19 protein-coding genes and 7 pseudogenes are annotated in these 23714 nt (G+C 45.3%); 21 read left to right on the top strand and 5 right to left on the bottom strand.

Annotated elements, in window-relative coordinates; genetic code table 11:
* The 13 genes and pseudogenes from R1Y93_RS02965 to R1Y93_RS02905 all read left to right on the top strand — a co-directional run.
* Nucleotides 1-232, top strand: a pseudogene (locus tag R1Y93_RS02965) (hypothetical protein); the annotation flags it as partial.
* Nucleotides 233-425: 193 nt separating this feature from the next.
* Nucleotides 426-1394 (top strand): annotated as a pseudogene (locus tag R1Y93_RS02960) (beta-ketoacyl-ACP synthase III).
* Nucleotides 1395-1418: 24 nt separating this feature from the next.
* Entirely contained in the window at nt 1419-1646 is a 228-nt protein-coding gene (gene acpP, locus R1Y93_RS02955; RefSeq protein ID WP_158421887.1) for an acyl carrier protein, read from the top strand.
* Nucleotides 1647-1741: 95 nt separating this feature from the next.
* A pseudogene (fabK, locus tag R1Y93_RS02950) lies at nt 1742-2681 on the top strand (enoyl-[acyl-carrier-protein] reductase FabK).
* A complete protein-coding gene (gene fabD / locus R1Y93_RS02945; protein ID WP_500821580.1) occupies nt 2674-3591 on the top strand; it encodes an ACP S-malonyltransferase in 918 nt (305 codons plus the stop codon). The pseudogene fabK and the gene fabD overlap by 8 nt, the downstream one beginning before the upstream one ends.
* 13 nt (nt 3592-3604) lie before the next feature.
* Nucleotides 3605-4345: a 3-oxoacyl-[acyl-carrier-protein] reductase gene (gene fabG, locus R1Y93_RS02940; protein WP_500821579.1), complete on the top strand. Its 741-nt coding sequence runs from the start codon at nt 3605-3607 to the stop codon at nt 4343-4345.
* Between the two features lie 21 nt (nt 4346-4366).
* Nucleotides 4367-5608 carry a beta-ketoacyl-ACP synthase II gene (gene fabF / locus R1Y93_RS02935; RefSeq protein WP_500821578.1) on the top strand — a complete coding sequence of 414 codons (1242 nt, stop codon included), beginning with the start codon at nt 4367-4369 and terminating at the stop codon, nt 5606-5608.
* 2 nt (nt 5609-5610) lie between these two features.
* Complete coding sequence (accB, locus tag R1Y93_RS02930; RefSeq protein WP_500821577.1) at nt 5611-6033, top strand: acetyl-CoA carboxylase biotin carboxyl carrier protein; 423 nt, start codon at nt 5611-5613, stop codon at nt 6031-6033.
* Entirely contained in the window at nt 6030-6458 is a 429-nt protein-coding gene (gene fabZ, locus R1Y93_RS02925) for a 3-hydroxyacyl-ACP dehydratase FabZ (RefSeq protein ID WP_500821576.1), read from the top strand. The genes accB and fabZ overlap by 4 nt, the downstream gene beginning before the upstream one ends.
* 3 nt (nt 6459-6461) lie before the next feature.
* The gene (locus R1Y93_RS02920) at nt 6462-7826 is read left to right on the top strand and encodes an acetyl-CoA carboxylase biotin carboxylase subunit (RefSeq protein WP_500821575.1); all 1365 of its coding nucleotides are present in this window, start codon (nt 6462-6464) and stop codon (nt 7824-7826) included.
* Nucleotides 7816-9503 (top strand): annotated as a pseudogene (locus tag R1Y93_RS02915) (acetyl-CoA carboxylase carboxyltransferase subunit alpha). The gene R1Y93_RS02920 and the pseudogene R1Y93_RS02915 overlap by 11 nt, the downstream one beginning before the upstream one ends.
* Nucleotides 9504-9659: 156 nt before the next feature.
* On the top strand, nt 9660-10097 hold the full coding sequence (locus tag R1Y93_RS02910; RefSeq protein ID WP_500821574.1) for a MarR family winged helix-turn-helix transcriptional regulator: 438 nt from the start codon (nt 9660-9662) through the stop codon (nt 10095-10097).
* Nucleotides 10098-10116: 19 nt separating this feature from the next.
* On the top strand, nt 10117-10941 hold the full coding sequence (locus R1Y93_RS02905; protein WP_500821573.1) for a DNA-3-methyladenine glycosylase family protein: 825 nt from the start codon (nt 10117-10119) through the stop codon (nt 10939-10941).
* Between the two features lie 49 nt (nt 10942-10990).
* On the opposite strand, the gene R1Y93_RS02900 is transcribed toward R1Y93_RS02905, so the two are convergent.
* The gene (locus tag R1Y93_RS02900; protein WP_500821572.1) at nt 10991-11362 is read right to left on the bottom strand and encodes a NusG domain II-containing protein; all 372 of its coding nucleotides are present in this window, start codon (nt 11360-11362) and stop codon (nt 10991-10993) included.
* A 280-nt stretch (nt 11363-11642) separates the two neighbouring features.
* Here R1Y93_RS02900 and R1Y93_RS02895 point away from each other — a divergent pair.
* Nucleotides 11643-12404, top strand: a pseudogene (locus R1Y93_RS02895) (AAA family ATPase); the annotation flags it as partial.
* Between the two features lie 302 nt (nt 12405-12706).
* Here the strand turns inward: R1Y93_RS02895 and R1Y93_RS02890 are convergent.
* A complete protein-coding gene (locus tag R1Y93_RS02890; RefSeq protein WP_500821571.1) occupies nt 12707-14236 on the bottom strand; it encodes an RNA/DNA-binding domain-containing protein in 1530 nt (509 codons plus the stop codon).
* A 31-nt stretch (nt 14237-14267) separates the two neighbouring features.
* Entirely contained in the window at nt 14268-14528 is a 261-nt protein-coding gene (locus R1Y93_RS02885) for a helix-turn-helix domain-containing protein (RefSeq protein ID WP_500821570.1), read from the bottom strand.
* Nucleotides 14529-14888: 360 nt separating this feature from the next.
* On the opposite strand from R1Y93_RS02885, the gene R1Y93_RS02880 reads away from it, so the two are divergent.
* The 7 genes and pseudogenes from R1Y93_RS02880 (at nt 14889) to R1Y93_RS02850 (ending at nt 21324) form a co-directional block, all read left to right on the top strand.
* A complete protein-coding gene (locus R1Y93_RS02880) occupies nt 14889-15368 on the top strand; it encodes a complex I 24 kDa subunit family protein (protein ID WP_158421898.1) in 480 nt (159 codons plus the stop codon).
* Nucleotides 15365-17243 (top strand): annotated as a pseudogene (locus R1Y93_RS02875) (NADH-ubiquinone oxidoreductase-F iron-sulfur binding region domain-containing protein). The gene R1Y93_RS02880 and the pseudogene R1Y93_RS02875 overlap by 4 nt, the downstream one beginning before the upstream one ends.
* 14 nt (nt 17244-17257) lie before the next feature.
* Entirely contained in the window at nt 17258-18949 is a 1692-nt protein-coding gene (locus R1Y93_RS02870) for a [FeFe] hydrogenase, group A (RefSeq protein ID WP_500821569.1), read from the top strand.
* 74 nt (nt 18950-19023) lie between these two features.
* Nucleotides 19024-19737 (top strand): hypothetical protein, encoded by a 714-nt coding sequence (locus tag R1Y93_RS02865; RefSeq protein WP_500821568.1) that lies wholly within the window; start codon nt 19024-19026, stop codon nt 19735-19737.
* An 8-nt stretch (nt 19738-19745) separates the two neighbouring features.
* Nucleotides 19746-19988, top strand: a complete 243-nt coding sequence (locus R1Y93_RS02860; RefSeq protein WP_500821567.1) for a hypothetical protein — start codon at nt 19746-19748, stop codon at nt 19986-19988.
* A gap of 47 nt (nt 19989-20035) precedes the next feature.
* Nucleotides 20036-20770: pseudogene (locus R1Y93_RS02855) on the top strand (ABC transporter permease).
* Nucleotides 20771-20772: 2 nt separating this feature from the next.
* Complete coding sequence (locus tag R1Y93_RS02850; protein WP_500821566.1) at nt 20773-21324, top strand: ATP-binding cassette domain-containing protein; 552 nt, start codon at nt 20773-20775, stop codon at nt 21322-21324.
* Between the two features lie 90 nt (nt 21325-21414).
* Here R1Y93_RS02850 and R1Y93_RS02845 read toward each other — a convergent pair whose 3' ends face one another.
* Together R1Y93_RS02845 and R1Y93_RS02840 are read right to left on the bottom strand one after the other, a co-directional pair.
* Entirely contained in the window at nt 21415-22047 is a 633-nt protein-coding gene (locus R1Y93_RS02845; protein ID WP_500821565.1) for an endonuclease III domain-containing protein, read from the bottom strand.
* Between the two features lie 54 nt (nt 22048-22101).
* Nucleotides 22102-23457 (bottom strand): MATE family efflux transporter, encoded by a 1356-nt coding sequence (locus R1Y93_RS02840; protein ID WP_500821564.1) that lies wholly within the window; start codon nt 23455-23457, stop codon nt 22102-22104.
* Nucleotides 23458-23714 lie beyond the last annotated feature (257 nt).

Genomic DNA, 23714 nt, shown 5'->3' with positions numbered 1-23714 from the left:
CGAGGTGGTGGACCTGATACGATATGTAAGCAGTTCCTCAAACAGCTATAGTGGAAACTCAAGAGGATATTCATCCTCTGGAAGATCTTCGTCCGGCAAGAGTGGGAATTCCTCACGAAAAGATGAGTATGACGTATATGATTATGATGATCCTGAGGACTTTTACTACGATCATGAAGATGAATTCGACAGCTTTGAGGATGCGGAAGATTACTGGGATGAAGCTCAATAAATAGAAGAATGGGTATGGTTATTTTGAAATTTGCAGAATAGCCGTATCCATCTTTTTTGTTATACAAAATATTCCGGCCTATTTTTTTTCTTGACAATATTCAAAATTATGATATACTTTGATAATCAAAATATTTTGAAATAAAAACAATTGAATTGCAAAATAATGAAACAGTAAAACAGGAATAATCATTATGACAGGAAGAATAACAGGAACAGGCTCCTGGGTTCCGGAACATATATTGGATAATGATGCATTGTCCAGATAACTGGTGGACACAAGTGATCAGTGGATCCGTGAGCGGACAGGAGTGGAAAGACGACATATTGTATGGCAGGAGACAACTGCCAGGATGGCTGCAAAGGCAGCACAAAGAGCACTGGAGCAGGCCAAAGTGGATCCGGAAGAAGTTGAACTGATCCTTGTGGCGACCATTTCAGGAAATGAGATCCTTCCCTGTACAGCCTGCAGTGTGCAGGAGATGCTGGGGGCAGTTCGAGCCACCTGCTTTGACCTGAACAGTGCATGTACAGGATTCCTTTTTGCACTGAACACAGCACAGGCATATCTGAATAGCGGCATCTACCGGAATGCACTTGTGATCGGGGCAGAAAGCCTTTCCAATCTTACTAATTGGAAAGATCGGGGAACCTGTATTTTATTTGGAGATGGTGCAGGAGCAGTTTTCCTGGAGGCAGATGAGAAAAGCAGATATGCACAGATCACTCATTCAGAAGGGGAGAAGGGTAGAGCCCTCACCTGCAGCAGCAGAAATCAAAAGCAGTATGTGGAACATCCGGATGCACAGGAAACCTACATGGAGATGGATGGCAGAGAGGTATTTAAGTTTGCTGTGTCTTGTGTGCCACAGGTGATCAGGGAGCTTTTGGAAAAGGAAAAGCTTTCTGGGGAAGAGATAAGGTTTTATATTTTGCATCAGGCTAATATAAGAATTATTCAGTCTGTGGCAAAAAGACTTGGAGAAGCTGAAGAAAAATTTCCTGTAAATATTCAGGAATATGGCAATACTTCCGGAGCAAGCGTCCCTATTCTTTTAGATGAACTGAACCGGAAAGGATGTTTCAAGGCAGGGGATAAGCTGGTCCTGGCGGCTTTTGGAGCCGGACTGTCTTATGGCGCAAGCCTGCTGGAGTGGAAATAAAATATGATAAGGAGAGAAAAGAACATGTTAGAAAGAATTAAAGAAATCGTAGCAGAATCACTGGGAACAGAGGCAGGAACATTAACAGAGAGCACATCTTTTAAAGAGGATCTGGGAGCTGATTCACTGGATCTTTTTGAAATGGTTATGGCTCTGGAAGAGGAATTTAATGTGGAGATTCCTACAGAAGATCTGGAAGGAATCCAGACAATCGGAGATGTGGAAGCTTATATCCAGAACCGGGAAAAGTAAGAAACAGTATTGAAAAGTAAGAAATAGTACTTGAAAAGTAAGAGGCAGTATAGGGAAAAACAGTAAACAGTATTGTGAAGGCAAAGGACAGTGTTATGAAAACAAAGGTTACAGATTTACTTGACATACAATATCCCATTATACAGGGGGGAATGGCCTGGGTGGCAGAGCATCATCTGGCAGCCGCTGTATCAGAGGCAGGAGGCTTCGGTATCATTGGAGCAGCCAATGCACCGGCACAGTGGGTGCGGGAGCAGATCCGGCTGGCAAAAGAGAAAACAAATAAACCTTTCGGGGTAAATGTAATGCTGATGAGCCCTTATGCAGATGAGGTTGCACAAGTGATTGCAGAAGAGGGTGTAAAAGCAGTTACCACAGGTGCCGGAAATCCGGAAAAATATATGGAGATGTGGAAAAAAAGCAGGGATCCGCGTGATCCCGGTAGTCGCTTCTGTGGCACTGGCAAAACGTATGGAGCGGTGTGGGGCAGATGCAGTGGTAGCCGAAGGATGCGAGTCCGGGGGCCATGTGGGAGAGACAACCACTATGGCACTGGTGCCTCAGGTAGCAGATGGGGTACAGATCCCGGTGATCGCAGCAGGCGGTATCGGCGATGGCCGTGGGATCGCAGCTGCATTTATGCTGGGAGCACAGGCAGTACAGATGGGAACCTGTTTTGTAGCAACAACCGAATGCCAGGTGCATCAGAATTATAAAGATATGATCCTGAAAGCAAAAGATATAGATACAAGAGTGACCGGACGTACTACAGGGCATCCGGTGCGGGCACTGAGAAATCAGATGACCAGAGAATATCTGAAAAAAGAGGCTGAGGGCGCACCTTTCGAGGAACTGGAGCAGCTGACTCTGGGAGGCTTACGAAGAGCAGTAACAGAGGGAGATGTGAAGAACGGAAGCGTTATGTCCGGACAGATCGCAGGACTTATAAAAGAAGAAATGAGCTGTCAGGATCTGATCCAAAAGCTGATGAAGGAGACGGAAACTCTTTTGAAAGGAACAGCAGTTTATGAGTAGGATCGCATTTATATTTCCAGGCCAGGGGGCCCAGAAAACAGGAATGGGAAAAGATTTTTATGAAAAATATCCGGCCTCTGCCAGGGTGTTTGAACAGGTATCCCAGTGGCTGGATCTGGACATGCCACAGCTTTGCTTTGAAGAAAATGATAAGCTGGATCTTACCGAATATACACAGGCTGCACTTTTAACGGCTTGTCTTGCCATGGAAAAAGCAGTAGAAGAATATGGCCTGATCCCGGAGGTGACGGCAGGCTTAAGCCTGGGAGAATATTGTGCCATTGAAGCAGCTGGCGGAATCAGCCTGAAGGATGCAGCTGTAACTGTACGGAAGAGGGGAATCCTTATGGAGCAGGCAGTTCCTGCAGGAAAGGGAAGTATGGCGGCAGTGCTTGGCCTGACCGGACCGGAGATCGAAAAAGTTACAGAAAAGATAAATGGAGTGGAGATTGCCAATTATAACTGTCCCGGACAGATTGTGATCACTGGGGAAAAGGCAGCAGTGGAAATAGCGGCAGCGCAGTTGAAAACTGCAGGGGCAAGGAGAGTCCTTCCTTTAAAAGTCAGCGGCCCTTTTCACTCCTCCATGATGGAAGCAGCAGGCAGGGAATTGGAAAAGGTGCTTGAGACTACAGAAATCCACTCTCTAAAGATCCCTTATGTGACAAATGTTACGGCAAAGTATGTAACAGACCCTGCACAGATCCGTCCGCTGCTGGCCAGACAGATTTCTTCTTCCGTTCGATGGCAGCAAAGTGTGGAGCAGATGATCTGTGCTGGGATCGATACTTTTGTGGAGATCGGGCCAGGCAGGACGCTTACTGGTTTTATAAAAAAGATAGATAAAAATGTAAGGACTTTTAATATACAGACTGTGGAAGATCTGGAAAAAACAGCAGCAGAGATATGACAGGAGGACAGAAATGACCGGAAAAAGAGTTGCCCTTGTAACCGGTGCATCCAGGGGAATCGGGCGTGCCATTGCCTTGCGGCTGGCAGCAGAAGGATGCTATGTGGTTATCAATTATAATGGCTCAAAGGAAAAAGCAGAAGAAGTGCAGCAGGAGATCCTGCAGGCAGGAGGCCAGGCCCATATTTATCAGTGTAATGTAGCTGATTTTCAGGCTTGTGGTGAAATGTTTAAAGATACGATCAGCAAAATGGGACATCTTGATATTCTGGTCAATAATGCAGGGATCACAAAGGATGGCCTTTTGATGGGGATGAGTGAAGAAGATTTTTCCAAGGTAGTGGATATTAATCTGAAAGGAACATTCTATTGTATCCGCCATGCTGCCAGAACCATGATCAAGCAGAAAAAAGGCAGGATCATCAATTTAAGTTCCATTGTAGGTGTTTCAGGAAATGCAGGACAGGCAAATTATGCGGCATCTAAGGCAGGGGTGATCGGACTGACAAAATCAGCGGCAAAGGAGCTGGCATCCAGGGGAATCACTGTAAATGCAATTGCCCCCGGATTTATCTGCACAGACATGACCCGGGTTCTGCCGGAGCAGGTGAAGGAAAAAATCTGGGCGCAGATCCCTATGGGCGGATTTGGCGATCCACAGGATGTGGCAGTAGCAGCGGCTTTTTTTGCATCAGAGGAAGCCGGTTATATTACCGGACAGGTGCTGATGGTTGACGGCGGAATGGCAATGTAGGAAAAGTGAGGACAAACATATATGAAACGTAGAGTAGTGGTCACAGGACTTGGCGCAGTAACACCTCTTGGAAATGATGCAGAATCCTTCTGGGAAGGTATCAAAGCCGGAAAAGTGGGGATCCAGAGCATTACAAGATTTGACACAACAGATTATAAAGTGAAGGTGGCTGCAGAGGTAAAGGGGTTTGAACCTGAAAAATATATGGACTTTAAGGCTGCAAAAAGAATGGAATTATTTTCAAAATACGGAGTTGCAGCTGCAAAAGAAGCACTGGCAGATGCCGGGATCTGCATGGAACAGGAGGATCCATACCGGGTAGGCGTGATCGTAGGATCCGGTGTGGGAAGCTTACAGGCTATGACAGCCTCTCAGCAAAGGCTTTCCCAAAGAGGCCCTTCTAAGGTGGATCCGCTTTTTGTTCCCAAAATGATCAGTAACATGGCTGCCGGAAATATTTCCATTGCCATCGGGGCAAAAGGTAAGTGTACCAATGTGGTCACTGCCTGTGCTTCAGGAAGCCACTGCATTGGGGATGCTTTTCGGGCGATCCAGTATGGGGATGCAGAGGTGATCCTGGCCGGTGGCACAGAGGGATGTATCTGTCCTTTGGGAATTGCCGGCTTTACCAGCCTGACTGCATTAAGCACATCTTCAGACCCTCTTCGGGCTTCCATTCCATTTGACAAAGATCGTGCTGGCTTTGTAATGGGAGAAGGAGCAGGAATCGTAGTGCTGGAAGAATTGGAGCATGCCAAGAAAAGAGGTGCTCACATTCTTGCAGAGGTTGTGGGATATGGAGCTACAGCAGATGCTTTCCATATCACTTCTCCTGCGGAAGACGGGGCAGGCGCTGCAAGGGCCATGGAGGATGCTATGCATGAGGCCGGGATCGAACCGGAAGAGGTGGATTATATCAATGCACACGGCACAGGCACCCATTACAATGATCTGTTTGAAACAAGAGCCATTAAAGCTGCGTTCAAAGAAGCTGCATATAAAGTAAAGATCAATTCTACCAAGTCAATGACAGGACATCTTTTAGGTGCTGCCGGTGGTGTGGAATTTATCGTATGTGTGAAATCAATTCTGGATGGTTTTATACACCAGACAGTTGGAACAAAAGAAACAGAAGAGGAACTGGATCTGGATTATTGTATTGATGCACCAGTTCAGACTCAGGTTCGGTATGCTATGAGCAACTCTCTTGGATTCGGAGGCCATAATGCTTCTCTTCTGGTAAAACGCTATGAGGAGGAATGATCATGGAATTTGAACAGATACTGCAGCTTATTGAAAAAATAGACGCCGCAGGAGTATCATCCTTTGAATATGAAAACAATGGACAGAAAATGTCCGTTAAATGGGATAGAGATAAAAAGGAAACCGTATACAGCGCTGCACCTGAACCAGAAAAGGTATCTGTCTTGGAGAAGGAGGCAGAAATCGGAAATCTGGTGACATCACCTTTGGTTGGTACATTTTATGCGGCTCCTTCCCAGGATAGCCAGCCCTTTGTGAAAAAAGGTGATACAGTGAAAAAAGGCCAGGTGCTTGCCATTGTTGAGGCAATGAAGCTGATGAATGAGATTGAAAGTGAATTTGAAGGAATTGTGGCAGAAGTTTTGGTTGAAAACGGACAGGCGGTAGAATATGGTACCCCTCTGTTCAGAATCGAGGAAGCATGAATTATTTAGACACGAAGCAGATCCAGCAGATCATTCCACACAGACATCCCTTTCTTCTGGTTGATTATATTGAAGATTATGAGCCGGGGGAATTTGCAGTAGGATATAAATGCGTAACCTACAGAGAGGACTTTTTTAAAGGCCATTTTCCACAGGAACCTGTAATGCCAGGGGTGCTGATCCTGGAAGCATTGGCGCAGACCGGTGCGGTTGCCATTCTGTCAAAGCCGGAAAACCAGGGGAAAATCGCCTATTTCGGAGGCCTTGATAAGTGCCGGTTTAAAACGAAGGTACGTCCTGGAGACAAAATGCGTCTGGAAACCAGGATCGTGAAGCAGAAAGGCCCGCTTGGAGTGGGAGAAGCAGTTGCAACCGTAGACGGGAAGATTGCTGTAAAAGCACAGCTTACATTTATGGTGGGGTAAAATATGATACGAAAATTGCTGGTGGCAAACCGGGGAGAGATTGCAGTAAGGATCATCCGCGCCTGCAGAGAATTGGGGATTGAGAGCGTAGCGGTTTATTCAGAGGCAGACAAGGATAGCCTTCATGCTCAGCTTGCTGATCAGGCAGTCTGCATAGGGCCTGGTCCTTCAACGGAAAGCTATCTGAATATGGAAAGCATTATCAGTGCTACAATGACAACCGGCGCAGATGCCATACATCCAGGCTTTGGATTTTTATCAGAAAATGCCCGTTTCGCACAAATATGTGAAAAGTGCGGCATTATCTTTGTGGGTCCCCCCTCCTCTGTGATCCGCAGTCTTGGAAACAAGCAGGAAGCCAGAAACACCATGGAAGCAGCTGGTGTTCCGGTGATCCCCGGAACGAAGGGGGCAGTTCTGGATATTGATGCAGGAAAAAAGGAAGCTGACAGGATTGGTTATCCGGTGATCATCAAGGCTGCCCTTGGCGGCGGTGGCAAGGGAATGCGGACAGCCTTCTCACCGGAAGAGTTTGAAAAAGCTTTTTTGACTGCAAAGAAAGAAGCACAGATGGCCTTTGGGGATGGAACCATGTACATAGAGCATTTTGTGGAAAATCCAAGACATATAGAATTCCAGATCCTTGCAGACCAGCAGGGAAATGTGATCCATCTTGGAGAAAGGGACTGTTCCATCCAGCGGAATCATCAGAAGATGATCGAGGAATCGCCTTCTGCAGCTGTATCGGATAAGCTTCGCAGGAAGATGGGAAAAGCAGCTGTGAAGGCTGCAAAGGCAGCACATTATGTGAATGCAGGAACTATAGAATTTCTTCTGGAAAAGGATGAGAACTTTTATTTTATGGAAATGAATACCAGGATCCAGGTAGAGCATCCGGTAACAGAGTGGGTCACTGGCATGGATCTGGTAAAGGAACAGATCCGCATCGCTTCCGGTCTGCCGCTTCAGGTCAGCCAGAAGGATGTACATGTACAGGGGCATGCCATTGAATGCAGGATCAATGCGGAAAACCCGGAGAAGAATTTCAGGCCTTCTCCCGGCACCATTTCAGATCTTCATTTTCCCGGCGGTCAGGGAATCCGCATTGATACAGGTATTTATCCAGGATATACAGTACCGCCCTATTATGATTCCATGCTTGCAAAGCTGATCGTTCATGGAAGCACAAGAGAAGAGGCGATTGCCAAAATGAAAAGTGCACTGGGGGAAGTGGTGATCCAGGGAGTGGATACAAACATTGATTATCAGTTTGAAATCCTCAGTCATCCGGATTTCCAGAGCGGTAATTTTAATGTTGGATTTTTAAGTACCCATGAAATCGGGGGAGTGAAAGTAAATGAAATTTAACTGTACATTTAAACGGACAGTTGGCCATAGCAGCCTGACAGCAGAAACAGTAAAGCCGGAGGTTCCGGAAGGACTCCTGAAAAAATGTAATGTATGTAAGTCAGCGGTGTTTGTGGAAGAGGTAAAGGACAACGATTATATATGTCCTCATTGCGGCAATTATTTTCGTGTTCATGCCTGGAGAAGAGTCCAGCAGATCGCAGATCCAGGGACTTTTGAAGAATGGGATGCAGGTCTGCCCCAGGAGAATCCTCTTCATTACAAGGGATATAAAGAGAAAATCGAAAGTCTTCAGGAAAAAACAGGACTGGATGAGGCCATCCTTACACCGGAAAGGCAGAAATTGACGGAAATCCCACAGTGCTTGGAGTCTGTGACAGCAGGTTTATGATGGCAAGCATGGGAAGTGTAGTAGGGGAAAAGATCACCCGGGCAGTGGAGAGGGCTACCAGGGAACGGCTTCCCGTGGTGATTTTTGCCTGCTCCGGCGGAGCCCGTATGCAAGAAGGTATTGTGTCTTTGATGCAGATGGCAAAAACCTCAGCAGCATTGAAACGGCACAGTGATGCCGGACTTCTTTATATCAGTGTGCTTACCAATCCTACTACCGGTGGTGTTACGGCAAGCTTTGCCATGGAGGGAGATATTATTCTGGCAGAGCCGGGTGCATTGATCGGCTTTGCAGGACCAAGAGTGATCCGGCAGACCATCGGACAGAAATTGCCCAAGGGCTTTCAAAAGGCTGAATTTCTTCTGGAGCATGGTTTCTTAGATGGGATCGTTGATCGAAAACAGATGAAATCTACACTTTCCCGTCTGTTGTCCATGCATCAGCATCAGGATACAAAAAGCGCATATCAGGGAAAAAAAGTTCTGAAAGAAGAAAAGCTTCAGGATAAAAGTGCCTGGGAGCGTGTTCAGCTTGCAAGGGATAAGGAACGCCCAACAGGGAAAGATTATCTTGCACTGTTACTTGACGAATTTACAGAACTGCATGGAGACAGGCGATATGGAGATGATCCTGCCGTGATCGGAGGAATAGGGAACTTTCATGGAAAAACTGTGACAGTGATCATTCAGGAAAAAGGGCAGGGAACAAAGGACAGTATTGCCAGAAACTTTGGAATGGTTTCGCCGGAAGGATATCGTAAATCCCTGCGTTTGATGAAGCAGGCAGAGAAGTTCAAAAGACCTGTGATCTGTTTTGTGGATACTCCGGGAGCCTTCTGTGGGATGGAGGCTGAAGAACGGGGACAAGGGCAGGCGATTGCAGAAAACATCTATGAATTATCTGCTCTTAAGGTACCTGTTCTGTCCATTGTGATCGGAGAAGGGGGAAGCGGCGGAGCCCTGGCTCTTGCTGTGGCTGATCAGGTATGGATGCTGGAAAATTCCATCTATTCTGTTCTTTCCCCGGAAGGCTTTGCCTCAATTTTGTGGAAGGATGCAGGAAAGGCCAGGGAAGCAGCCCAGGTGATGAGACTTACTGCCGGTGATTTGAAAAAGCTTGGTATTGTGGAGCATGTTTTTTCTGAAAAGGAGCCTCTTACACGAGCCAATATGACAGATATGGGAGAGAAAATGGATCAGGCAATTGATACATTCCTCTCATTGTACGAGAAAATGGACACAGAGGAGCTTTTGGAAAAGCGGTATAACAGATTCCGTAAAATGTAGATGCAATTCGGAAAGCAGATGGTGCAAAAATCCCCAGTTTATGCTATACTGTGTACACTTGAACAACAACGGACAGCAACGGACAAGCAGGAGCACAAGCTGCTCCCTGTATACAAATTAATTGGAATAGCCCATAAGGCGGGGGGAAGGACCATATTGAATGATAAGGAAGTAATCAATGATGTGCTGGTAAATCTTTTTAATGAGATCATGGAGCTGGAAGAACAGGCCATTATCACAGATGAGTATAAAGATATTACCAATAATGATATGCATATTATCGCTGCCATTGGTCTTGGAGAAAAAAAGATGTCCGATATAGCGGCAGAACTGAATATTACGGTAGGCTCCCTGACCATTGCCATGAATGCACTGGTTAAGAAAGGGTATGCACAGAGAGAACGCAGTGAGAAGGACAGAAGAGTTGTTTTTATCCATCTTACGGTTAAAGGGCGTAAAGCCTTTCATCACCACGCAGAGTATCACAGGCAGATGACAGACGCAGTGGTGGGTGCTTTATCGGACAATGAAGTAGGTGTTCTGGCGAAGGCACTGGAGAAGCTGTCTGTTTTTTTCAGGCAGTACCAGAAATAACCGAAGGCAGGACAGACAGATGATATCCATAGAATTGGAGAATTTTAATATAAGGCAGATCATGGAATCCGGACAATGTTTCAGGATGAATGAAGCAGATACAGACTGTTTTACTGTGATCGCAGGTAAGAAATACGTAGAAGTAAGGCAAAAAGGGCAGGTAGTGGATTTCGACTGTTCTCAGGAGGATTTCCTTTTCTTCTGGATTCCATACTTTGACCTTGATGCAGATTACAACAGATATATACAGGCAGTGAATCCCAGGGACAGTTATTTATGTGCAGCCGCACAGCATGGACAGGGAATCCGTATACTTCGTCAGGATCTGTGGGAAATGCTGATCACATTTCTTATTTCGCAGCAGAATAATATACGCAGGATCCGCAGGTGCATTGAGAATATCTGTACACAGTATGGAGAAAGAATCATTTTGCCGGATGGCAGGGAATATTATGGCTTTCCGGAGCCACAGGCTTTGGCTGCCGCATCTGAAGAAGATCTGCGGGCATGCAATCTGGGCTACCGAGCCAAATATGTTCATCAGGCTGCACTTGATGTGGCAGATGGGCGGATCGATCTATCAGGGATTCAATCAATGCCTTACAAAAAAGCACGAGAAGCTTTGCTGGAAATCTATGGCGTAGGTGGGAAAGTGGCAGATTGTATCTGTCTGTTCGCCCTGCACCAGCTGGATGCATTTCCGGTGGATACCCATATACGTCAGGTATTGGATCAGCACTACAAAAGAGGCTTCCCTAACCGCCGCTATAAAGGGATGCGTGGTGTGATGCAGCAGTATATTTTCTATTATGAACTTACAGGGCTCCCCTCCGGAGACAAATAAACTCCCTGAGCCTTTGCTATATCACTGGATCTTCTTTCGTATTGCAGGATCAGGTAACGGAATCAATCACCAGTTCATCTTCTGAGTCAGAGGATGAACTTTTTTTGCCTTCGATCACTACTTTGTTAGGCAGACATACAATGGTTCCGCCGTTTTTGTCAATTGCATGCTGTTTCATACACAAATGGTCCGGGCAGTCAGCCCAGATCATTTTTATTTCCCCGTCTTTTATTTCACATCGATTGGTATCTCCTATGGAGATCACCTGATCCTTGGACAAAGAATAGGTGCCATATTCTTTGCCTGCCACCGTAATGCGTACTGTGGAAAGATCACCCTTGTCCATAAGGTGGGTACCAGCCCATAAAAGTACCGCAGCTGCAAGGATTCCCAGGATAAATAGAATTTCTTTTTTCTTCAAAGTTTCACCTGCCTGTATGTAAAAGATGCCAGCCAAAAGCCGCCAGCCCAAAGCCGTCAGCCCAAAAGCCACCAGCCCAAAGCCGCTGGTGCATATGTGTGTAAGCAGCTATTGGCTTTGGCGTTTCATAATTTCGCTTAATCGAAAATATCATAGCATAAGAAAATATGCATGTCAAAAAAGTGTGCCGGTGTGTGGGGAGGTATCCAGCTTTTGCAGACGGAGTGACCAGTCACACAGTAATTTCATTGAAGCTGACAGCAAGTGCAGATGATTGAATTTAAGAGACTTGTTGAAAGACAAGGCATGTATTCATTTGGCTTATATGACAGGTATTTTACCGATAAAGAAATATGGTACACATTCTGCATTGAATATGTTTGATGAATTTTCTATGATCAATCCAGGTCCCCTTGCACCGTATGTGGGTTTTACAGAAAAGAAAGTTCAGGCTTTGTGTAATAAATACAAGATGGATATGGATGAAGTGAAAGCCTGGTATGACGGGTACGCCTTTTCTCATTCACAGTCTGTTTATAGTCCCCGTTCTGTTGTGAACAGCATGTTGTTCAGAAAGATAGAGAATTATTGGAATCAAACGGAAACCTTTGAGGCCTTACAGATTTACATTGATATGAATTTTGATGGATTAAAAGATGATGTTTTAGGCATGGTCGCAGGTGAAAGCATCCCAGTGAATACAGGAAGTTTTACTAATGATATGACAACTTTCCGAACAGAAGATGATGTGTTGACCTTATTAATCCATCTTGGCTATCTGGCTTATGATTTGGAAAACAAGACCGTAAAGATTCCCAATAATGAAGTAAGAAATGAGTATGTGAACAGCGTCGCTGCTTCAAACTGGGGAGCAGTATCAACAGCATTAAAGCAGTCTGCTGATACATTAAATGCAATCCGCCAGATTAAGAACAATGAATATTGCAGAAGCCTGGAAGAATATAAAGGCAATATTTTACTGGTAGGGGTAAACTACAACAAGAAAACCAAAGTGCATGATTGTGTTATTGAGGAATATTAATCTACGAGATAAAAGATGCATTCTTAATCCGCCGAACTACTGTAGTTCAGCGGAGTGAGAATGCATTTTTAAATGTACTTTACTATCAATGTCATCAAACTGTATCAGAGTATGTTCATCCATATAGTTGAAAAATCTCGACAGTGTTGGCTGTGATGCCAGACTTTCCTTATCAAGAGCAGCTTGAAAACAGGATCCAAAGTCAGTTCATCCGCACAGTCATCCTGAAAATATGCAGTTAAAATACAGTAACTATGTGGTTTTCAGCCACTTTTCATGGCAAAGCCGTGAATAATTCAGGATTAGTTATTCCTATTTAAAAAATATTTTCGGTTCGTGTTTGTTCCACTAAATTCAATATCGGGCATATCCTTTAAAATAACTCTGATTCTGGGTGCGCTTAAATCAAGATATTCAGCAATATCACTTGTTTTTGAGGGACCATTTTTTATAAGGAACTTTCTGATTTTCTGCATGTTTTCAAGGGTTTTCTTCGTTTGTTTTTTATCGCTTATTTTCTTCGTTTGTTTTTTATCGCTTATTTTCTTCGCTTGTTTTCTTCGCTTGTTTTCTTCGCTTGTTTTCTTCGCTTGTTTTTTCTTAAAAGCAAGCGTCAAAATGGTCCTGTCAGGATCAAATTGTTCTTCTATTACAGGATCAATCCAACCCTGATCTGCCCAGGTATTGAAAATATTTGGGACACCGCTGCCTGCCCGCTCGCCAATATTGATCAGGTTAAACATTTTCATAAGTATCTTATTCCGGGGATCGGAGATACCACCCAGGCGCATCTGCTGCTTTCCGGTTCTTGAATAACCGGGATTTTCAAAGGTTAATTTGTCCGCTTCTTTTTTTATGACAACTCCGCGAACTCCATAAAAATCAGTATTGATGAGACAGTTGGCAAGGGCTTCTCTTAAAGCTTCATGAACCGGCGTGTCATCAATTCGATTCCCATCAATGGTTTTAAATGGAATTTTTATGTCTTTGGTAAGTTTGTTGTATACTCGGAAATAAAAATCGCAAATATTACCAGACCATTCTCCAGAACTTGACTGCAAGCGGTCTGTCCAACGAATCGTGGGGTCTAAAACTTCGCGGTAATCAAGAAAGTACTCTGGGAAATGCCGGACAATATTATATTCATCTCCAAACATTAACATTCCGGCAGCAGTCGGATGAAGCTGTTTATCTACATTGGAAATAGCTGCCGCACCTATACTGCGAAGATATTCTGAATCATTTAAGCGTTCAAAGGGATGTCCCGCTTTAAGGGTTCTGTGGCGGTTTCGATATCCATGAATGGTTTCGTAGTTTAAGTCTGTCATTGGAACATCATCGAGAATGTCCATATCCATAGTATTATCGGTCTGATCGCGAAGCATTGCTTTTACCTGAAGCTTTGTGCAATGGTAATCACCCTCATGGTTTCTGCGAAAAGTTCCGCCAAATATATCATCATTGATATAAATTGGTTTTTGATCTCTGTTTGCCATAGGAACATAGATTACGATAATGATATCATCATCGACCTGGTAGGTTTCAAGATCATGATCTGTCAAAAGGTTCAGGCTTACTTTCTTGCGATTGTTAATAGTATCCCAGAAATCTTTTAATAATTTTCTTTTATCCGCATTTTTTAAACCGGTGGTTTTCCAACTGCCATCTGCGTTTTCAGAAATTCCCAGAATAATAACTCCGCCATAACAGTTGGCAAAAGCGGAATAAGTATCCCATAAAGAGGAAGGGAGTCCGCCTTTCCCTTTTTTAACTTCACGGCGATTATCTTCTTTGTAGAGATTAAATTTTGTGATATCAAAAAGTTCAGACAATTTTTAACGCCTCCATTTGGAAATAAACTGATTAAGGCTTTTCGTTATCCTCTTCATCGTCAAAGGAATAATCATTCAGTTCTGGAAAATCAAGAAATTCACTTAATGTCATTCCAAATACATTCGCAATTTTGTGAAGGGTGCGTACCTTCGGATTCTGGCTGTTTCCATGAATAATATTATCTACTGTGGATTGCCGTAAACCAGCCAGAGTTGCCAGCCGGTTGATTGTAATGCCGTGGCTTTCGCAAAGCTGACGGATGCGCTGTGCATAGATTTCAGAGTATTTCATAAATTCACCTGTTACCTTTGTAAAGTTGAACTTATCTTAACAGAGAAAGAAGAGTGAATTACCTTTGCATGGTTGACTTTGAAAAAGAAATAATGTAGTAAATTTCTATCTCCTATCAAGCGGAGTGTAGTAAAAATCTATTTACTATCATTATGAGTTTAAAAATGTAGACAGTAAAGCTATCCAAGATTTAAGCACTTACGCTGATAGTAATATAGCAACACGAATTTCACAATAAAAACGGAAAAGCGTGAAAAAAATATTGTATAATCTGTTCTTATAATGTACTATATTGGATATAGAATTGTGCAATGGGTACAAATACATACTTGCAAACGACGCAAAGTAAGGAGGAAACCAATGTTAGATCAATCTTATTACAACAAGGCGGATGAGATTATCGCACACTATGGTCGGAAAGCAGCATCGCTGATCCCCATCATGCAGGATATCCAGGCAGAATACCGGTACCTGCCAGGGGAACTGCTCACCTATGTGGCGAAAGAGATCGGGGTAAAAGAAGCCAAAGCATACAGCGTGGCTACCTTTTATGAGAACTTTTCATTTGAGCCAAAAGGAAAATACGTGATCAAGGTCTGTGACGGAACAGCCTGTCACGTAAGAAAATCACAGCCTGTGAAAGAGGCATTGATGAAAGAACTGGGTCTGACAAATAAAAAGCATACCACAGACGATATGCTTTTCACAGTTGAGACAGTTTCCTGTCTGGGAGCCTGTGGACTTGCGCCTACCCTGACTGTAAACGATGAAGTACATCCGAAGATGACGGAAGAAAAAGCCATAGAACTTTTGAACCGGCTGAGAGGAGAAAGCGTATGAGTATAAGAAATGGAGAAGAACTGTTAAATAAACAGAAAGAAGTAAATGAAAAGATCCGCTCCTATACCTGTCGTGTACTTGTATGTTCAGGTACAGGCTGTATTGCCTCCGGTGCACAGAAGATCTATGAGGAGATGAAGGTGCTGTGCCGGGATGTGGACGGAGTAAAGGTGGAAATGCAAAAAGATATCCCTCATACAGGCGTGATCAAGACTGGCTGTCAGGGATTATGCGAGCTGGGACCTTTGATGAGGATAGAGCCGTATGGATATCAGTATGTACATGTGCAGCCGCAGGACTGTAAAGAGATCGTAGAGCGTACAGTTCTGGAAGGAAAGCCGGTAGAGCGTCTGTTTTACAGAGAGAAGGACACTGTCTGTCCCCGCCGGAGGACATTCCTTTCCTAAACCTTCAGACAAGGGTGGTGCTGGAAAATTGCGGAAAGATCGATGCAGAATCTATTGACGAATATATTGCTGTTGGCGGATACCAGGCACTGGCAAAGGCATTGGAGTCCACTGACTCCTGATGATGTGATACAGGAGGTGACAAAGTCTGGCCTCAGGGGCCGTGGCGGCGCCGGATTCCCAGCAGGGAAGAAATGGTCCCAGGTGGCAAGGCAGGCCGAAAAGATCCGCTATGTTGTATGTAATGGTGATGAAGGAGATCCTGGTGCATTTATGGATGGATCTGTTATGGAAGGCGATCCATATAAGATCATCGAAGGTATGACCATTGCTGCTTATGCAGTTGGCGCAGAAGAAGGCTATATCTATGTACGTGCAGAATATCCTCTCTCTGTAAAGAGACTGCGTATGGCCATTGAACAGGCAGAGAATTACGGATTTCTGGGCAGATAACATCCTGGGAACAGGAATTAATTTCCATTTACATATCAACAGAGGTGCAGGCGCTTTTGTATGTGGTGAGGGATCTGCCCTTACAGCATCTATTGAAGGCAACCGGGGCATGCCCCGTGTAAAGCCTCCCCGTACAGTGGGAGAGAAAAAAAGGACTGTGGGGCAAGCCTACGGTACTGAACAATGTGGAAACCTATGCCAATGTGCCCAAGATCATTCTTCAGGGGGCTGACTGGTTCCGGACCATCGGTACAGAAGGAAGCCCAGGTACCAAAACCTTCTCCCTTACAGGATCTATTGGATGCCGGCTTGATCGAGGTGCCTATGGGCACGTACGTTGCGCCATATTATTTATGATATTGGCGGCGGACTGAAAAAGGGAGCAGCCTTTAAAGGCGTACAGATCGGCGGGCCTTCCGGTGGCTGTCTGATCATGGATCAGCTGGATGTGCCTCTTGATTTTGACTCTGTAAAGAAGCTGGATGCGATCATGGGCTCCGGCGGACTGGTTGTTATGGATGAAAATACCTGTATGGTAGAGGTTGCGCGTTTCTTCATGAACTTTACCCAGAGGGAAAGCTGCGGTAAATGTGTACCTTGCCGTGAGGGTACCAAGCGTATGCTGGAGATCCTGGAAAGGATCGTAGAAGGCAAAGGTGAAATGTCAGATCTGGATCAGCTGGAAGAACTGGCAAATATGGTTCAAAGCATGGCGCTTTGCGGCCTTGGCAAAAGCGCACCGCTTCCTATCATCAGTACACTGCACCGCTTCAGGGATGAGTACGAGGAGCATATCCGGGACAAGAAGTGTCGTGCAAAGGTATGTACTGCACTGCGTCAGTTCCATATCAATCAGGAATTCTGTATCGGCTGCGGCAAGTGTGCAAGAAACTGTCCGGCAGGCGCAATTTCAGGACTGATCAAGCATCCTCATCATATAGACAATACTCTTTGTATCAAGTGCGGTGCATGTAAAGATAACTGTAATTTTGATGCAATTTATGTGGAAGCATAGGAAGGGGGTATATTATGGGATATATGATGATTGACGGTAGAAAAATAGAGTTTACCGATGAAAAAAATGTGCTGTCCGTGATCCGGAAAGCAGGAATAAATATTCCAACATTGTGCTACCATTCTGAGGTATCCACATTTGGAGCCTGCCGTTTGTGTATGGTAGAGGATGAAAGAGGCAAGATGTTTGCCTCCTGTTCTGAAGAACCAAGGGATGGGATGACCATTTACACCAATTCAGGACGAATTAAGAAATACAGGAAGCTGATCGTAGAGCTGCTTCTGGCGGCTCATTGCCGCGACTGTACTACCTGTGTGAAAAGCGGAGAGTGTATCCTCCAGGAGCTGGCACACCGTCTTGGGGTGAATACCATCCGTTTTGAAAATACCAGGGAGCCTTATGAACTGGATACAAGCTCTCCTTCTCTTGTAAGGGATCCTAACAAATGTATCCTTTGCGGAGACTGTGTACGTGCCTGTGAAGAGCTTCAGGGGATTGGAGCACTGGGCTTTGCATTCCGTGGTACGGACGCTATGGTCATGCCTGCATTTAACAAAAAGATTGCCCAGACCGACTGTGTGAACTGTGGACAGTGCCGTATTTATTGTCCTACAGGCGCGATTTCCATCAAGACCCATATGGATCTGGTGTGGGATGCACTGGCTGATCCAAATGTACGGGTGGTGGCACAGATCGCACCGGCAGTACGTGTTGCAGTAGGGGATCATTACGGGCTGTCAAAGGGCAGAAGCGTTATGGGCAAGATCGTAAATGCCCTGCACAGAATGGGATTTGACGAAGTATATGATACCTCTTTCAGCGCAGATCTTACCATTATGGAGGAGAGCGCAGAATTTCTTGACCGGATCAAAAAAGGAGAAAAACTTCCGCTGCTCACATCCTGCTGTCCGGCATGGGTGAAATTTATTACAGATCAGTACAAGGATTACATCCCTAATCTTTCTACCTGCAGATCTCCACAGGGGATGCTTTCCGCTGTGATCAAGGAATATTTCCGTCAGCCGGAACATCAGGATGGAAAGAAGACGGTCATGGTTTCCATTATGCCATGTACAGCCAAGAAGGCAGAAGCGATCCGGCCCAACAGCTTTACCCATGGAGAACAGGACACAGATATTGTGATCACCACTACAGAGCTGATCCGTATGATCGATAATTTCGGCATTGACTTTGCCCCGCTGGATCCGGAAGCCTGCGATATGCCATTTGGCTTTGGTTCAGGCGGCGGTGTGATCTTTGGCGTAACAGGCGGTGTTACAGAGGCAGTTCTCCGTCGTCTCACAAAAGATCATCGCAAAGAATCTATGCATGAGATCGCAGAATGTGGTGTGCGCGGGGATGAAGGAATCAAAGAGTTTTCCGTTATGTATGAAGGAACAGAAATTAAGATCTGTGTTGCCAATGGACTTGCAAATGCCCGGAAAGTGATGGATCAGGTGAAAAATGGAGAGAAAGAATACCATCTGATCGAGGTTATGGCCTGCAGACGGGGATGTATCATGGGCGGCGGCCAGCCTACAAGAGCCGGTGACAGGACCAAGGCATTAAGGGCAAAAGGGCTTTATAATGCAGATAATACCATGATCATCAAAAAGTCAGATGAGAACCCGCTGGTAGTAGAGCTGTACAACGGACTTCTGAAGGGCAAAGAACACGAATTGCTTCACAACAAATCTTATGAATGATATTGTAACTGTAAAAGTACTGGACAGTTACATGACTTTTAAGTATGACCTGAGACTAAGGAGGGGCAAAAGACATGAAGAAAAAAATGATATCCGTATTGCTGACAGCAGGGCTCTTGGCAGGAACGCTGGCTGGAAGCTGCATTATAGTTTCTGCAGAGGAAACAGCATCTGACAAGATTGCTGTAGGCGCTTTAAAAGGACCAACTGCCATGGGCATGGCACAGCTTTTGGATGATGACAGCTATGATTTTACCATAGCAGCATCCCCAGACCGAGATCGTACCGCAGATCGTGCAGGGAAATGTAGATATAGCAGCTGTTCCATCCAATCTGGCGGCAGTACTGTATCAGAAGACACAGAAGAATGTAAGCGTACTGGCTGTGAATACACTGGGCGTTCTCTACCTGGTGGAAAATGGAGAATCCATACAGTCTGTGGAAGACCTGAAAGGAAAAACTATTTATGCCAGCGGAAGAGGCGCTACACCGAAGAGTATGCCCTGGAATATGTATTAAGTGCAAATGGGATCGATCCTGAAAAGGATGCGACCATTGAAGACAAGTCAGAACATGCGGAAGTAGTTGCAGCTCTGGCAAATGACCAGACGGCAGCAGGGCTTTTGCCCCAGCCCTTTGTTACAACTGCATTGATGAAGAATGACAGCCTTCGGGTGGCTTTGGATCTGAATCAGTTGTGGCAGGATGGAGTTTCTGATGACAGCCAGCTGGTAACAGGAGTGGTTGTTGTAGAAATGATTATCTTAAGGAGCATGAGGCTGATGTAGATGCTTTTATGGATGCATATCAAGCGTCTGTAGAATTTGTAAACAGCGATCCAGATCAGGCTGCAAAGATCATTGGCGCCCATGACATTATTGCTGAAGAAGTGGCCAAAAAGGCCATCCCTGACTGCAGTATCGTATTTGTAGAGGGAGAAGAGATGACAGACCATGCTGTCCGGATATCTGAAGCACACTGGAACAGCAGAACCCAGAGATGGTTGGAGGACAGCTTCCGGATGATGATTTTCTACTGACGCACGATGAGCCCCAAAATAACAGGCTCAGGTGGAAAAGCAATACAATAAGAATACTGGCAGCTGCCTTCTGGATCCTGGTATGGCAGCTGGCCAGTATGTGGCTGAAACAGGAGATCCTTCTGGCATCTCCTGTTTTTTCTGTTGTAAAAAAATTGTGGCAGTTTTTGCCTCAGGCAGATTTCTGGAAAACTATGGGATTCAGCTTTGTACGGATTGTTTCCGGATTTCTTCTGGGACTTTTTGCAGGAACCATATTCGGCTGCTGCAGCCTGTGGATGCAAAGTGCTGGAGATCCTGCTGGCGCCTGTTGTAACGGTTATGAAGTCGGTCCCTGTTGCTTCTTTTATTATCCTGTGCCTGATCTGGATACCATCCAGGAATCTTTCTGTATTTATTACGTTTCTTTATGGTATTTCCGGCAGTTTATACCAATGTGTGACCAGGGCATCCGGGAAACCGACAGGGAGCTTTTGGAAATGGCCCAGGTGTTTCAGGTCAGCTTTGGAAGAAAGGTGCGGTATATTTACATTTCACAGGCTGCCCCTTATTTTCAGGCTGCCTGCCGTCTGGCACTGGGGCTTTGCTGGAAAGCCGGAGTCGCCGCGGAGGTGATCGGGATCCCAGGCGGTTCCATAGGGGAGAAGCTGTATCATGCAAAAATATATTTAAATACACCGGATCTTTTTGCATGGACTATTGTGATCATAGGGATCAGCGTTCTGTTTGAAAAATTGTTTCTGGCCGGAATAGGCGCACTTTTGGAAAGGATGGGAAAATAAAAATGGATCTGATCATCCGGGATTTATGCAAAGCCTATCATGGACAAGCGGTATTGCAGGATTTTTCCTATTGCTTTCCGGAAGGGAAAACCACCTGTATTATGGGCAGATCAGGATGTGGGAAAACAACACTTCTGAATCTGATCCTGGGATTGGAACTCCCGGATACAGGAACCATCCAGGGGAACAAAGAACCTATGGCAGCAGTTTTTCAGGAGGACAGACTTTGTCGGAATCTTACCGTCCAGCGGAATATCCGTCTGGTAAATAAAAAACTTTCGGACAAAAGGATCCGGGAACTTCTTGCTGCTGTAGATCTGGAAGAGGCCTGGGACAAAAAAGCGGGTGAATTAAGCGGCGGCATGTGCCGTCCGACTGCCATCGCAAGAGCACTGGCAGCAGACCGGAACTGTATTCTTATGGATGAGCCTCTTTCCGGACTGGATCCGGATACCAGGATCAAAGTTTTGGATACCATAAAAAAATACACCAAGGGAAAGACCCTGCTTTTTGTAACACATGAAAAACAGGATGCTTTTTACCTTGGTGCATAAAATATTGGAAATGCAGTAATGTTTCAGCAGTTAGTATCTTGCAGGATATTCTCACATTTTTTGCATATCGTAGAATCTTTTGGTATCTTTTTACAGATTCCTTTCACAGATATCAAACAGACAGCATCTGTCACAGTGAGGCTGTGTCCTTGCTGTGCAGATTTCTCTTCCGTGCCACACAAGACGGTGGCACAGATCACTGCCCTCTTCTGGCGGAATGATCTTCCATAATTCCATTTCTACTTTTTTCGGGTCTTTGATCCCATTTACAAGTCCGATCCTGTTGGAAAGACGGATGCAGTGGGTATCTGTTACAATGGCAGGCTTACCGAATACATCTCCCATGATCAGATTGGCACTTTTGCGGCCTACGCCGGGTAAGGACAGAAGAGCGTTAAAATCTTCAGGAACCTTGTCATTATATTTTTCATGAAGCATTTTTATACAGGCGCTGATATCTCTTGCCTTGCTTTTGCCAAGACCGCAAGGCTTCACGATAGCCTCGATCTCCTCCGGAGCTGCCTGAGCCAGGGCTGCCACACTTGGATATCTGGCAAAAAGATCCTGTACTACTACATTTACCCTTGCATCTGTACACTGGGCTGCCAGGCGGACGCTTACAAGAAGCTTCCAGGCCTGATCATAATCCAGGGTACAGTCTGCATCCGGATATGCAGTTTTTAATCGTTTGATGACTTCAAGAGCCAGTTCTTTTTTTGTCATAAGTACCTCTTCATTATTGTTCATTGATAATATGATGTTGGGGCAAAAGCCTTTTTAGTACAGGCTGCGCCTGCTGATATGTTGAAATGCAAAGTAAAAAATGATCCCTTTCACTCTACTGGTAGCAGTAAGTGCCCACCAGATCCCGTCAAGCCCAAGGGAAGTGGCGGAAAGAACCATGGCAAGCGGGATACGCATACCGGTAAAAATAATACTGATAATACTGCAAAGCTTTGTTTTGCCAAGACCGGACAATGCACCTATGGTCATCAGCTCCACACTCATAAAGGCTTCCCCAAATCCGATAATGGTCAGGTAACCAATGGAGATCAGCACTACATCCTTTTCGTGGAAAAACAGAGAGGAAATAGGGCCGGGGATCAATACAAAGGCTGCAGTGATCAGAAGCCCCCAGGCAACCAGCAGCCGGAAGGAAATGCTGTATCCTTTCCGGATACGGTCTGTCTTTCTTGCACCATAATTCTGCCCCATGAAAGCATTTAAGGCAGCACCGAAGCCATCGGCTGTATTCCAGGACAGGGATTCGATCTGTCCGCCTACACGCTGGACTGCGATAGCACCTGCACCAAAGCCGGAAACCATACGGGTCAGGATCATGGAGATCAGGCAGTAAATGCTGCCTTGCAGTGCAGTGGGGATCCCAATGCGGAAAACATCTTTATAATAGCTGGAACCAGATCTGCGTAAAGGGTTGGAATGACGCAGGATATTGGTTTCACTGTGATCCTTAACAAGGCTGATAACCAGTACTGCAAGCACCAGAAACTGAGAAGTGACAGTGGCAGCTGCAGCACCAACAACCTCCAGTCTTGGAAAAGGTCCCACCCCAAGGATCAGCACAGGATCCAGAACCATATTCAGCACAAGCCCCAGAAAGTTAGCTTTTAGGGGAGTTTTGGAATCTCCCTGGGCTGTATAAAGCCCGGTAAGAGTCTGGGTCAGGTAAGGAAGCAGGATCAGTCCACAGGTGATCAGCATGTAGACCCTGGCACTGGCATAAGCTTCCGGGTCTGTCAGATTAAAAAAGTGAAGCAGAGGGTCTGTAAAAAGCAGGCAGAGTGCAGTAAAAAAAAGACCAAACAGGATGGTCAGCTGCAGAGCTACATCTGCATAGCGGATAGAGGCCTCCCGGTCTTTACGGCCAAGGGCCTGTGCCATATTTACCTGTCCGCCCATACGCGACAGGGAACAAAGTCCCTGGGAAAGCCATACGTACATGCCGCCTACGCCTACTCCTGCAACTGCCTTGGAACCAAGCATTCCAATCCAGGCCATATCAGTGATATTGTAGGCTGTAGCCAGAAAAGAAGATGCCATGATAGGCAGTGCCAGCTCCGTAAGGGTAGAAAGAATCGGGCCGGAGGTAAGATTCAATTGTTTGTTCTTCATAATTCGTTATCCATTATCCATTCGTTTTAATATCCTTATTACATACCATTCTATACGGTATAAAAGGATTTTGCAAGGGAAGAGTTTTGTGGTAGAATCAAAGAAAAAAACTGGAAACAACAGGAGGTGAGAGGATGGCAGAGAACGGAACAATTCATGCCCCAAAGGTGGATGAAACCCTGAAAGAACTGGGACGACACGGCTCGTTTGAACTTCCCGTAGAAACCTATACCGATAACTGTGTGATCTTCCATTCC

This window comes from Blautia sp. HA3515, assembly GCF_059933065.1.
The sequence above is the reverse complement of the archived record's forward strand: the minus strand, read 5'-3'. Positions and strand labels throughout refer to the sequence as shown.

Coding starts and splice junctions, on each gene's coding strand:
- fabG (WP_500821579.1), top strand. CDS start 3,605: ATGACCGGAAAAAGAGTTGCCCTTGTAACCGGTGCATCCAGGGGAATC.
- accB (WP_500821577.1), top strand. CDS start 5,611: ATGGAATTTGAACAGATACTGCAGCTTATTGAAAAAATAGACGCCGCA.
- R1Y93_RS02845 (WP_500821565.1), bottom strand. CDS start 22,047: ATGACAAAAAAAGAACTGGCTCTTGAAGTCATCAAACGATTAAAAACT.
- R1Y93_RS02850 (WP_500821566.1), top strand. CDS start 20,773: ATGGATCTGATCATCCGGGATTTATGCAAAGCCTATCATGGACAAGCG.
- R1Y93_RS02840 (WP_500821564.1), bottom strand. CDS start 23,457: ATGAAGAACAAACAATTGAATCTTACCTCCGGCCCGATTCTTTCTACC.
- R1Y93_RS02860 (WP_500821567.1), top strand. CDS start 19,746: ATGGATGCATATCAAGCGTCTGTAGAATTTGTAAACAGCGATCCAGAT.
- fabD (WP_500821580.1), top strand. CDS start 2,674: ATGAGTAGGATCGCATTTATATTTCCAGGCCAGGGGGCCCAGAAAACA.
- fabF (WP_500821578.1), top strand. CDS start 4,367: ATGAAACGTAGAGTAGTGGTCACAGGACTTGGCGCAGTAACACCTCTT.
- acpP (WP_158421887.1), top strand. CDS start 1,419: ATGTTAGAAAGAATTAAAGAAATCGTAGCAGAATCACTGGGAACAGAG.
- R1Y93_RS02885 (WP_500821570.1), bottom strand. CDS start 14,528: ATGAAATACTCTGAAATCTATGCACAGCGCATCCGTCAGCTTTGCGAA.
- fabZ (WP_500821576.1), top strand. CDS start 6,030: ATGAATTATTTAGACACGAAGCAGATCCAGCAGATCATTCCACACAGA.
- R1Y93_RS02920 (WP_500821575.1), top strand. CDS start 6,462: ATGATACGAAAATTGCTGGTGGCAAACCGGGGAGAGATTGCAGTAAGG.
- R1Y93_RS02870 (WP_500821569.1), top strand. CDS start 17,258: ATGGGATATATGATGATTGACGGTAGAAAAATAGAGTTTACCGATGAA.
- R1Y93_RS02880 (WP_158421898.1), top strand. CDS start 14,889: ATGTTAGATCAATCTTATTACAACAAGGCGGATGAGATTATCGCACAC.
- R1Y93_RS02865 (WP_500821568.1), top strand. CDS start 19,024: ATGAAGAAAAAAATGATATCCGTATTGCTGACAGCAGGGCTCTTGGCA.
- R1Y93_RS02905 (WP_500821573.1), top strand. CDS start 10,117: ATGATATCCATAGAATTGGAGAATTTTAATATAAGGCAGATCATGGAA.